The following is an 11,921-nucleotide window of genomic DNA, read 5'->3' on the forward strand; positions in this document are numbered from 1 at the left end:
TGCCACGGGAGTTAGCCGGCGCGTACCGAAAGATCTTTCGCTCGAAAGCGTCCCGCCCTCCGTTTCCAGGAAGCTTGGGTTGGGGTCCTGTACTTTTCTGGAATTGGCGGGACCCGGCCCGAACGGATCTCTAGTTTCCGGCGCTCTCGTAGCGGCGCAGGCCGCGCCGGAAGACCAGCGCGGCCATGCCCGCGCAGTACACGGCGACCAGTGGGGTCAGCAGGCCCACCCACTGCGACGACCCGGTGTCCAAGAGGTACGCGATCGGGAAGAAGCTGATGAACGCGAACGGCAGCACCACCCCGAGCACCGCCTTGAGTGCGAACGGATAGATCGACAGCGGGAACCGGGCCAGGTCGCCGACCTGGTGCATGGCGAAGGCGAACATCGGGCTTGGGCTGTTCAGCCAGAAACAGACCGCGTTGGTGGCCAGGTTGATGGACAGCTTGATGACCACCGAGCTGATCAGCAGGAGCACGCCCAGCGCGATCCGCCACGGTGTCCACTCGACCGCCGAGTGGGCCAGCCCGGCGCCGATCATCAGGCCGCCGGTGACGATGTTGCTCAGGCCGTTGATGCCGAGCGCGGCGCTGCTCACCTGTAACGCCACGGGGTACGGCCGGACCAGGTAGTAGTCCAGTTCGCCACGGTTGATGTGCCAGGCCAGGTTCCACATGCCGTCGAAGAAGAGCGAGCCGACGCCCTCGGCCAGGGCGACCGCGCCGAACATCATCAGCACCGACCAGAATGTCCAGCCGTTGAGCACCGGCACCTTCGCGAACAGCGCGGACAGGAACACGACGTTGACCACCTGCATCAGCACGGTGGCGCCGGCCAGGATCAGGAAGTCGGTTTCGTACTCCATCATCGACCGGAAGTGGGCGCCGAGCAGCCGCAGGTAGAGGCGGGCCGTCCGCATGTCATCCTCCGTTCACGGTGAGGCGGCGCAGCGCGGCCCGCCACACCAGGCGGGCGCCGAACCACAGCGCGAGAACCCAGCCGAGCTGCACGGCGACCAGCAGCAGCGCCTCCGGTCCATGGACCCGGCCCAGGAAGATCAGCGCGGGGGTGGAGGTGAGCCCGGCGAACGGCGACCACTGCGCCACGGTGGCCAGCCAGTGCGGCAGGTAGACCAGCGGGATGAGCGCGCCGGAGAGCAGGTTGACCACCGCCAGGCGCGCCCACTGCACGCCCATGTAGTTCTGCGTCCAGAAACAGGCCAGCGTGCTGACATAGACGATCAAGAATTTCAACGGTACGAGGAGGAGCATGCTCGCCGCGAACAGGGCCAGCGCCCGGCCCGCCGGGAGGTCCACTCCCCCGGTGACGGCGAGGGTGACGCCGACGACCGCGGCGATCAGCAGCACCTCGATCCACAGTCCACCGAGCGCCTCGGCGAACCGTGCCTTCTGGTAGTCGACCGGCTTGACCAGGTCGAGCGCGACGTCGCCGTCGAGGATCCGGAAGGCCATCCGGAAGTCGCCGAGGATCGACACCACCGTGCCGGCGGCGAACGCGACCAGCAGGTAGGCCCGCATCTGCGGCCAGGTGAAGCCGTTGACCGGCGACTGTTCGAGGATCACCCGCCACACCGCCAGCAGCGCGACCAGCTGCACCAGCACGGCGCCCATGCCGAGCAGCAGGCTGAACCGGTAGGTGAGCGCCGCCCGCGCGGTGGCCCGCGCCAGCGCCCGGTAACCCCTCATCGCGGCAGCACCAGGTCGCCCGAGTAGACCCGGCGGATGACGTCCTCGATGCTGGGCTCGTCGACCCGGAAGTCCACCAGTTCGGTCAGCGTGGCCAGGACGGTCACCACCTGCCCGGCGGTCATCGCGAAACGATCGAAGCGTACGGCGTACCGAAGCGAGGTCTCCTCGATTTTGATCTCCGCGCCGGGCAGGGACGCCTCCAGGGTCTCCAGCGGCACGGGTCGCTCGGTCTCGACGTGCAGGATGCGCTCGCGGGCGAACTGGTCCTTCACCGCCTCGAGATCGCCGTCGAAGATGATCCGCCCCTCGTCGATGATCACCAACCGGCGGCAGAAGCCCTCGATGTCGGCGAGGTCGTGGCTGGTCAGCATGACCGTGACGCCTTCGTCGCGGAGGCTGCGGAAGAACTCCCGGACCCGGTCCTTGACGGCCAGGTCGAGCCCGATGGTCGGCTCGTCCAGATAGACCACCTGCGGGCCGTGGATGAGGGCCGCGGCCAGGTCGGCGCGCATCCGCTGGCCCAGCGACAGCTTCCGGCCGATGACCGGGAGGATCTCGCCGAGCTCGAGGACCTCGTCGAAGCGGGCCAGCCGCTTGCGGTAGGTGGCGTGGTCGACGCCGTAGATGTCGCGCAGCACCGCGAGCGACTCGGACACCGGCAGGTCCCACCAGAGCTGGGTGCGCTGCCCGAAGAGCACGCCGATCCGGTACGCCACCGTCGTCCGGTCGCGCTGCGGGTGCAGCCCGTCGATGCGCACCTCGCCGGCGGTCGGCACCAGGATGCCGCTGAGCAGCTTGACGGTGGTCGACTTGCCGGCGCCGTTCGGCCCGACGTACGCCACCGCCTCGCCCGCCTCGATGGACAGGTCGACGTGATCGACCGCGACCTTGTCGGAGTAGCGCCGGGCGAACAGATGCTTGACCGAACCGGCCAGCCCGGAACCCTTGTCGGGCCGGCGAAAAACCTTGGTGAGACCGCGCGCCTCGACGATCGGCATGCGAAAGCAACCCCCGTATGGATGCCGGCATTGACCGTCATCACCCTACGGAACCGGTTCCGCACCGCAATCGAATTCCCTGGCTACCGAATCGCACCCGGCATTTCGGTCACCTTCCGTTATCGCGGCCCGATGGTCGGGGCGTGCCAAAAGCGCTCTCCACCCGCGGTATCAGTGCGTTGACCCTGCTCGGCGTCGCCCTGTTCGTGTTCACCGTGGGCTGGTTCCTGATCGGGCTCGGCCACGTCTGGGCGCATCCGGTCCTCGGCTGGGTCGCGCTGCCGTTCATGGCGGTGCTGGCCGGCCAGGCCTGCCTGCGGGTCTGGCGGCGCGCCGACCTCAGCGCCACCGGCCGCACGTTCTGGCTGCGGATCGGGCTGACCAGCCTGGTGCTCGGCGCCGGGGTGATCAGCAATGCGGTCGACGCCACCGGCGGCCCGGACGCACCCTCCCGGTACGTCAGCCCGCTCACCTCGGCGCTGCTGCTCGGACTGCTGTTCTTCGCCTTCGGCGCCATGCTGCGGCTAACCTCCTGGCACCGGACCGGCCCGGAGTGGATCCGGTTCGGGGTGGACGCCGCCATCGTGCTGGTCACCGTGGGCGTGCTGGTCTGGCACTACTCGCTACGGCACATGTGGATCAAGGACGCCGGGTCCATCCTGCCCCTGGTCGCGGTCATCACGCTCGTGCTCATCACCGCACTGGCCGTGATCAAGATGACCTTCGCCGGCTCCGGGCACCTCGACCGGCGGGCACTGGGCATCATCACCGGCGGCGCGGCGCTCGCCGCGGCCGGCGGTGCCCTGGCTCCCTACCTGCGGGACACCCCGCAACTCTCCGGAACCATGCTCGCCGCCGCCCTGGTCTCGCTGGCCCTCCAGCTCGCGGCGGAACGTCAGCTCCGCGCGCCGGCCACCCCGGGAGTCCGGGCGTCCACCCGCCGCTTCACCGTCCTGCCCTACGCCGCCCTCGTGGCCGCCGACCTCACCCTGATCGCCGCCGCCGTCCGGACCGGCGGGGAACTGCTGCTGCTGGCGATCTGCGCGGTGGTCCTGAGCGGGCTCGTGGCGTTCCGGCAGGTGTCGGCGCTGCGGGAGAACAACCGGCTGCTCGACACCGTCGACGGCAACATGCGGCAGATGCGCGACTACCAGGAGCAGCTCGATCATGAGGTGACCCACGATCCGCTGACCGGGATGCCGAACCGGACGTTGTTCACCGCCGCGCTGGCCGCGGGCGGGCCGTTCCACCTGGCGCTGCTGGACCTCGACGACTTCAAACTGATCAACGACCGGCTCGGCCACAACACCGGCGACCGGATGCTGCTGGCGATCGGGGAACGGCTGTCGGCCGCGATCGGACCGGCCGACATCGCGGCCCGGCTCGGCGGCGACGAGTTCGCCCTGCTGCTGGCCGGTCGCACCGACGACGAGGCGGCCGCGCTGCTGGACCGGCTGCTCGACGTCGTGCGCCGGCCGCTGACGGTCGGCCGACACGAGATGACGCCGCAGGTCAGCATGGGCGCGACCGGCACCGGGCCCGGCGACACCCCGGAGGAGCTGCTGCGCCGCGCGGACGTGGCGATGTACGCGGCCAAGAGCGTGGGCGGCGACCGCTGGGCCTGGTTCGACCCGATCATGGACCAGCTCGCCGCCACCGACGCCCTGCTCGGCGCGAACCTGATGCAGGCGATCGGCCGCGACGAGCTGTTCCTGCTCTACCAGCCGATCGTCGAGCTGCCGGACGGCCGGTTCGCCGGGGTGGAGGCGCTGGTCCGCTGGCGGCACCCCGAGCACGGCCTGGTCTCCCCGGCCGTCTTCATCCCGCTCGCCGAACGCAACGGGTACATCGTCGAGCTGGGCCGGTGGGTGCTGGAACAGGTGATCCGGCAGGCCGCGGCCTGGCAGCGGGAGTACGGCGACCGCGCCCCGGCGAAGGTCAGCGTCAACATCTCGGCCCGCCAGCTGCAGGAGCCCGGCTTCCCCGCCGAGCTGGCCGCGCTGCTCGCCCGTGAGGGCGCCGACCCGCGCGGCCTGGTGGCCGAGGTGACCGAGACCGCGGTGCTCGGCACCGGCGCCGCGCTGGACGCCGTGAAGGCGATCAGCGCGCTGGGCCTACGGGTCGCCCTGGACGACTTCGGCACCGGCCAGTCGTCGCTGAGCCTGCTGGTCGACTGCCCGGCCCAGATCCTCAAGGTCGACAAGTCGTTCGTCGACGGCGTGACGACGGCCAGCCCGCAGGCGGTGATCGTGGACAGCCTGATCGCCATCACCGAAGGCCTGCGGATCGAGGCGGTCGCCGAGGGCGTCGAGACCGCCGAGCAGGCCGAACGGCTCCACCGGGCCGGCTACCGGCTGGCCCAGGGCTTCCACTTCGCCCGCCCGCTGCCCGCCGAGGACGTGGCCCTGCTCATCGACGCCGATCGGGCCCGGCCCGCTCAGGACGGCGTCGGGGCCGGGCACTCCGGGCAGCGGGAGTAGACGATCCGGTCGTTCAGATCGGGGTCGCCGACGTAGAAGACCAGGACCACCGACGAGCCGCGGGTCTGTGCCTCCAGCTTGTTGATGCTGGCCCGCACCTCGCGGCCGGCGATCATCAGGAAGTTGAGCCGCACGTAGTCGTCGGGGCCGTCCGGATCGGCCAGCGACGGGCCCAGCTCCCACTCGCCGAGGCCGGCCGCGCGGTCCCGTTTCTGGTCGAAGCCCGCCGGCAGGTCGTCCGGGAACGGGACGAACATGAAGCCCAGGTCGTCGCCGGCGAACCGCTCGGCGGTGAAGGTCAGCACCCCGCCGCGCTCGGAGTCCTTCCAGGCGCCGATCAGGTCGGCGCGTTCGAGGTCGGGTGCCGGCGGCTGCGGTGGGGCGCCGACCGGCGTGCAGCCGGTCAGCGCCACCGCGAGGAGCAGTCCGAGGAACGGTTTACGCATCAGGGACAGAGGCCGTTCGGCAGGTTGATCGGGATCGGGCCGATGATCGGGAACGGCATGCACCAGTTCTCCATCGTGCCGGGCGGCATGAAGGGGTCCGGCTCGCCGCCCTGCGGGAAGGGTACCGGGATGGGCAGCCCGGGAATGCGGCGCATGGCGGCGGGCAGGTGCGGTGCCTGGCCGCCCGGGAAGGTCTCCCGCCACCGCACCGACTGGCGCAGGTAGTGCTCCCAGGATTTCGCGTCGTGGCCGTCGCCGGAGGAGCTGTCCTTTCCGTAGTCGCCCGCCTTGTCCGGAGAGGGCATCGCCGAGCCGATCGTGCTGGCGTTGGTGAGGTGGAACTCCACGACCGGGCTCTCGTCGCCGTCGTAGCCGAGCAGTTGCCAGTTCATGTCGTAGGAGCCGACGAACGCCTGCACCAGCGGCATGCCGTAGGTGCCCCAGCTCTTGATGCTGACCGCGTTGCGGCGGGCCGCGTCCTTGCGCTGGTCGGCCGACTGGTTCGCGTAGTGGTAGTTCTCCGATCCGTGGACGAAGTGGAACATGAACCCGATGTTGGCCAGCGGCAGCTGGTTGGCGACGTTCGACACCGCCGTGTGGAAGGAGTCGAGCGTCCGGATCTCGTTGGTGAACGGGTCACCGTCGCGGAAGAGCAGATTGGTGCGGCCCGCGTACTGGCCGCCCTTGCACCAGAACTCCCACGGCCGGCAGCTCGTCATGGCCACCCCGAGCCACTTGTAGAACAGCGCCCCCGAGGTGAGCTTGTTGGAGCCGGGCTCGTGGCAGTACTCCGGGGTGTCCTCGCCGCAGACCGGCGGCTGCACCCGGGGCCGGATGGTCGGGCCGGGCGGGATGATCGGGATCGCGCCGGACGGGTCGACCGCCACGGTCGGCTGGCCGGCCACGTAGGTGTAGGTGCCCTGGGTCGGCGTCCGGGCGCCGGCCGGTGCCGGGTCCACCGAGCCGAACCGGCCGGTCGACGGATCGTAGGTCCGGGCCGGGAAGGCGTACTGCCCGCCCAGCGTGGAGTCCTGGTAGGCGCCGGTGAACCGGACCGGGTTCTCCACCGTGGCGGCCGTGCCGGCCGCGGTGCCGTCGGTGCGCGGATTGCCGTACGGGTCGTAGTCGTACGCGGCCAGGACGCCACCGTCCGGGCCGATCACGTCGGCCACCCCGCCGAGCCAGTCCGGCAGGTACGGGTCGGTCTGCTTGCCGGTGAGCAGCGCGAGCGCGGTGCCCTTGACCCCGTCGAGGAAACCGCGGCGGCTGGTCGCGGTCGCCGTGCTCGTGGTCTCGAGGGCCAGTTGCGCCTGCGGGGCGTTCACGTCGAACGACCAGGCGGTGCTGCGCGGCCCGGAGGCCAGGTCGGTCACGGCCGAGAGCCGCAGGTGCTGGGCGTCGTACGTGTAACTGGTCCGCACCCCGCCGACGGTGGCCGACGCGAGCGTACGGTCGATGTTGTAGGCGAAGGTGTCGTTGCCGGCCCGCACCTGGTTGCCCTGCGCGTCGTAGGAGTACTTCGTGGTGGCGCCGCCGACCACCGACGCCTCGGTCAGCTGGTCCCCCTCGTCGTAGCGGTACTTGGTGACCGAGCTGCCGGCCGTGCCGGTCAGCGTCTGGGACATCCGATTGCCGACCTCGTCGTAGCGGTAGGCGTAGCCGCCGGTCGGATCGGCCGCGGACAGCAGCCGGTCCGACTTGTCGTAGGTGTAGCCGACGGTCTGGCTGCGGTCGGCCCGGGTCGTGGTGATCGCGGTCGGGTTGCCGGTCGGGTCCCGGGTCAACTGGTAACGGGCCACCGTTCCGGTGTCGTCGTGACTGTGCACGTCGACCAGCCGGCCGGCCCGGTCGAAGCCGCGGTCGGTGACCGGCCCGCCGCCGGGATAGGTGGTCCGCGCCAGGTTACCGGCCGCGTCGTAGGAGAAGCCGTACGCGGCCTGCGCGCTGCCGGCCACCCCGCCCTGCACGGTGAGCCCGGTCATCTCGTTCGACTCGTCGAAGCTCGCGTTGACCTTGGTGCCGTCCGGCCAGGTCCGCGAGGTGACGTTGCCGTTCAGGTCGTACCCGTAGGCGAAGGTCTGGCTGCCCCGGGTGACCGAGGTGAGCAGGCCGACGTCGTCGTAGCCCTGCAGCCGCAGTCCGGCCTGGTCGGCCATGCTGGTCAGCTGGTTGCGGGCGTCGTAACCCCAGGCGTACAGGACGGTGCCGCCGACGTCCTGACCGACCCGGCGGCCGAGGATGTCGTAGGTGGTGCTGATCGTGCGGGCGGTGACGTCGGCGGAGCCCGGGACCACCACCGCGGTCGTGTGGCCCTCGGCGTCGTACCGGTAACTGCCCTGCCGCCCGAGGGCGTCGGTCGAGGAGACCAGACGACCGAGCACATCGTACGAGTACCGGGTGACGTGCTCGTTCGGGTCGACCCGCGCCGTGGAGCGCCCCACCCGGTCGTACGAGTAACCGGTGACGCCGCCGTCCGGCCCGACGACCTTGACCAGCCGGTCGCCGTCGTCGTAGCCGTACTTCGCCGAGTGCCCGTTCGCGTCGGTCACCGCGACCGAGCGGTTGTTGGCGTCGTAACTGGTGCGCACGGTGTTGCCCAGCGGATCGGTCCCCGAGATCTGGTTGCGGGCCGCGTCGTAGGCGTACCGGGTGGTGTAGTCGGCCGGGTCGGCGCCCGGCTCGTTGCCCCGCGCGTCCACCGAGGTGACCAGGTTGCCGTCGTCGTCGTAGGTGAAGGTGGTCGACCCGCCGGCCGCGGCGGTGCTCTTGATCAGGTGACCGGCCAGGTCGTACTCCTGCACCGACGTGCCGCCGCCCGGGCTGTGCGTCGCGGTCGGGCGGTCGAGGGCGTCGTAGTCGGTGGTCAGCGTGCGACCGGTGGCGTCCACCGTGGCCGACACGTTGCCGTTGTGGTCGTACCGCGTCTGGGTCGCCTTGCCGAACGGGTCGATCCGGGCGATCAGCCGGTTCAACTCGTCGAACCTCGCATCGGTGCTGACGAAACCCCCGCCCGGGTACGGGTGGGAGGTCCGGATCAGGTTGTTGTTGAAGTCGTACGTGTACGTCGTGGTGAAGTCGGCCGGGTTGGCGCCCTTGACGTTGCCCCGCGGCGAGACGGTCGACGCCAGGTTGCCCCGGATGTCGTACGCGTAGGTGGTGCGCCCGCCCGCCGCGTCGGTCATCGACCGTTCGCGGCCCGCCGCCGAGTAGGTGTAGCTGGTGGTGCTGCCCTCCGCGTCCGTCGTGGACTGCAGCTGGCTGAGCACCCTGCCGTACCGGCTGGTGGTCTCGTTGCCCAGCGGGTCGATGGTCTTCACGAGCTGTCCGACGGTGTCGTAGACCGACTCGGACGGATTCTTCTTGCCCGGGGCGAACGTCTTGCGCAGCCGGTCCAGGTCGTCGTAGGCCCACCGGGTGGTGAAGTCGGCCGGCTTGGCGCCGGCCAGGCTGCCGCGCGGGTCGGTCGCGCTGACCGGCCGGCCGACCGTGTCGTACCCGTAAAGGGTTTTCTCGCCGAGCGGTGAGGTGCGGGTGAGCAGGTTGCCGGCGGCGTCGTAGGTCATCCGGGTGACCTTGTGCAACGGGTCCTCCGACGCGGTGACCAGCCCGCGGTCGTCCACGGTGAGCACGGTCTGCCCGCCCAGCGCGTCGGTGATGGTGTGCAGCTGGTCGAACGCGTCGTAGCCGTAGGACACCGTGTGGCCGAGCGCGTCGGTGTGCTCGGTCAGGTTGTTACGGCCGTCGTAGGTGTTGGCGATGGTGAACCCGAACGGGTCCGGTGCGGTGCTCGACGTGAGGTTGCCGCTGCCGTCGAAGGTGCTGCTGAGCTGGTTGCCCTGGGGGTCGACGCTGAGGTTGGGGTCGAGGTTCTCGTCGTACCGCTGGTTGATGGTGTCGCCGTTGCCGTTCTGCGAATAGACCAGGATGTTGCCGCGGTAGGTGTCGAAGTACTTCACCCCGTCCGGGTCGGTGGTGATGGCCAGTTGCTTGCCCGCGTCCCACTCGAGCTTCGTCACCGCGCCCAGCGCGTCGGCCTGCTGCGCGATCCGGCCGGCGGCGTACGTGTTGGTGAGCTGAACCCGCTTCTCCGGGTCGGTCATCGTGGTCAGCAGCCCGTCGGTGTAGCCGAACTTCCAGGTGTTCCCCTCGGCGTCGGTGACCTCGGTCAGCCGGGCGGACTTGTACCTGTACTGAGTTTTGCGGCCGTCCGGCAGGGCGATCCGGCTGATCAGGCCGTCGCTCCCGAGACTGACGGTGACCTCACGGCCGGCCGCGTCGGTGACCGTCCACTGTGTCGCGGTGTACGCGAGGGTCAGGCCCAGCCCGCGTGAGTTGCGCACCGCGGTCAGCCGCCCGGTCGCGTCGAACTCATAGGTCACCTGGTCGGGCGTGACCAGCTGCCAGCCGGCCGCCGTGGCCTTCAGGTTGGCGCGGACCCCCGGCGGCCGGGTGTACGAGCCGTCGCCGGCCCGGGCGTACGTCACCTGGGCGCCGTCCTCGGCCCGCACGGTCACCGCGGTGACCCCCTCGGCCGGCGGCAGGACCCGCAGGTCGAGCGTCCACGACCAGCCGACCCCCATCGAGCCGGCGGTGGCGTTGACCGACGAATAGGTGCGGCGCGCCTGGAACGGCAGACCGAATCCGGCCATCGCCAGGTCGGACGCGGACAGCGTGAACGCGCCGGTGCCGGTGTTGATGCCGGAGCCGCGGATCAGCTGGCCGCCGGTGCTGGGCGCCAGCGCGTTACCGCACGAGCAGCCCGCGGCCTGCGCGGCCGGCAACGCCGGCGGCGTCCTGGTGGTACGGGCCTTGGCCGTACCGGACGCGGCCGACACCGCCTGGGTGCCGTCGGCGAGGGTGGCGGTGATCGTGACGAAGTAGCCGTGATCGGCGGTCAGCTGCCAGCCGTCGGTCACGCCGAAACTGCGGCAGAACTGCCGCGGGGTGGCGCAGACGGCGGCGTCGGCCGGCACCAGCGACCGGGACTCCTGCGCAGTGCCGGAGTCCGGGTCGTACACCGTGGCGATCCACGAGGCCCAGCCCTGGACCCCCGGATCGGGGACGTCGAAATACACCACGAGCGAGGTGTCGTCGAGCTCGAAGCCGGAGCGCAGCAGCACATCGGTGGCGCCGCCCGGATCGGCCTCGGCCTTTCGTTCCGGTTTCGCCAGCAATTTGTGCGCCTTGCCGGCGGCCGCGATGCCCGGCGGCACGGCCGGCGGAAGCTTCCCCGCGGGCAGCCCGTGCCGGAGCGCCGCGTTGGCCGGCAACGGCCGGTCGACCGGCCCGCGCCCGGGCGGCGCGACCGGCACTTTCGGTTTGTCGAGCACCCGCGCATAGGCGGGCCCGGAAACCCCGAAGGGCAGGCACAGTACGGCGCTCAGAGCCAGAGCCACGCCGAGGCGCGTTCTCCGGGCGCGCGTCATCGCCATCAGTGACATGCGTTTCCCCCGTGTGATCCAAGTGATGAACTTAAATACGCGAAATCACAATCCCACCCGAGTGCATGATCCCGTTGCCCACAAAAGGTCACCCATTTCAGATCGACTGGCAAATGGCGCATGCCGTGCCCGACGAATCCAAAAGATCAATTCCAGGCGGAAGCGCACCGCCGACATCCAGGTGATCGTGGTCGACTCGAATCCGGACGGGATGCCCCCTCCGCGCGCCCGCTGCGGGCGGGCCCGGCCCAAGCGCAACCCCAACCCGCCGGCACGAACAGTCCCGGGCGACGGCCATCGACCTCCCGCAAAGTGGTCGCTGCGCTCGGATACCGGGTCGCCGTCCCGCATCCCGGGCATGGTCCCGCCTGATGAGCGGCGCGTCTGGGAGCGCAAGGCGTTGCCGCGCGGCGGCTGAGTGCGTGTGTCGTTGCGCGAGAGTCGCGGCCCCGACCTCTGTGTCTAGCCGACGGCCGCCAGGAAGTCCGAATAGAACACGCCCAGGCCGACCGCCACGCAGATGCCGGCCACGATCCAGAAGCGCACCACGATGTTGACCTCGCTCCACCCGGCCAGCTCGAAGTGGTGGTGCAACGGCACCATCCGGAAGACCCGTTTACCGGTAGTGCGGAACGAGACGATCTGGATCACCCAGGTCACCGTGATAATGACGAACAGCCCGCCGATCAGGATCGACAGCAGCGTGGTGCGGGTGGCCACCGCCAGCCCGCCGATCAGGCCGCCCAGGCTGAGCGAGCCCACGTCGCCCATGAAGATCCGGGCCGGCGAGGTGTTCCACCACAGGAAGCCCACACAGGCGGCGGCGGCCGCGGCCGCGATCATCGCG

General features: G+C 70.4%; 7 protein-coding genes. 1 reads left to right on the top strand and 6 read right to left on the bottom strand.

Annotated features, from left to right (window positions below):
* Positions 1-130: 130 nt before the first annotated feature.
* From Ato02nite_RS14495 to Ato02nite_RS14505, 3 genes are read right to left on the bottom strand one after another with little or no spacing between them, the layout of a single operon-like run.
* Positions 131-919 carry an ABC transporter permease gene (locus Ato02nite_RS14495; RefSeq protein ID WP_213007015.1) on the bottom strand — a complete coding sequence of 263 codons (789 nt, stop codon included), beginning with the start codon at positions 917-919 and terminating at the stop codon, positions 131-133.
* A gap of 1 nt (position 920) precedes the next feature.
* Positions 921-1,706, bottom strand: a complete 786-nt coding sequence (locus tag Ato02nite_RS14500) for an ABC transporter permease (protein ID WP_213007016.1) — start codon at positions 1,704-1,706, stop codon at positions 921-923.
* Positions 1,703-2,707 (bottom strand): ABC transporter ATP-binding protein, encoded by a 1,005-nt coding sequence (locus tag Ato02nite_RS14505; RefSeq protein WP_213007017.1) that lies wholly within the window; start codon positions 2,705-2,707, stop codon positions 1,703-1,705. The genes Ato02nite_RS14500 and Ato02nite_RS14505 overlap by 4 nt, the downstream gene beginning before the upstream one ends.
* Before the next feature lie 143 nt (positions 2,708-2,850).
* Between Ato02nite_RS14505 and Ato02nite_RS14510 the strand changes: the two genes are divergently transcribed.
* Positions 2,851-5,187 (top strand): putative bifunctional diguanylate cyclase/phosphodiesterase, encoded by a 2,337-nt coding sequence (locus tag Ato02nite_RS14510; RefSeq protein ID WP_213007018.1) that lies wholly within the window; start codon positions 2,851-2,853, stop codon positions 5,185-5,187.
* On the opposite strand, the gene Ato02nite_RS14515 is transcribed toward Ato02nite_RS14510, so the two are convergent.
* The 3 genes from Ato02nite_RS14515 to Ato02nite_RS14525 form a co-directional block, all read right to left on the bottom strand.
* The gene (locus Ato02nite_RS14515) at positions 5,145-5,633 is read right to left on the bottom strand and encodes a lipoprotein (protein ID WP_213007019.1); all 489 of its coding nucleotides are present in this window, start codon (positions 5,631-5,633) and stop codon (positions 5,145-5,147) included. The genes Ato02nite_RS14510 and Ato02nite_RS14515 overlap by 43 nt on opposite strands.
* A complete protein-coding gene (locus tag Ato02nite_RS14520) occupies positions 5,633-11,029 on the bottom strand; it encodes a DUF6531 domain-containing protein (protein ID WP_213007020.1) in 5,397 nt (1,798 codons plus the stop codon). The genes Ato02nite_RS14515 and Ato02nite_RS14520 overlap by 1 nt, the downstream gene beginning before the upstream one ends.
* A gap of 507 nt (positions 11,030-11,536) precedes the next feature.
* The coding region (locus tag Ato02nite_RS14525; protein WP_498371283.1) for an MraY family glycosyltransferase at positions 11,537-11,921 on the bottom strand (385 nt) is incomplete at its 5' end.

It is taken from the genome of Paractinoplanes toevensis (genome assembly GCF_018332695.1).
GTDB classification, from domain to species: Bacteria; Actinomycetota; Actinomycetes; order Mycobacteriales; family Micromonosporaceae; genus Actinoplanes; species Actinoplanes toevensis.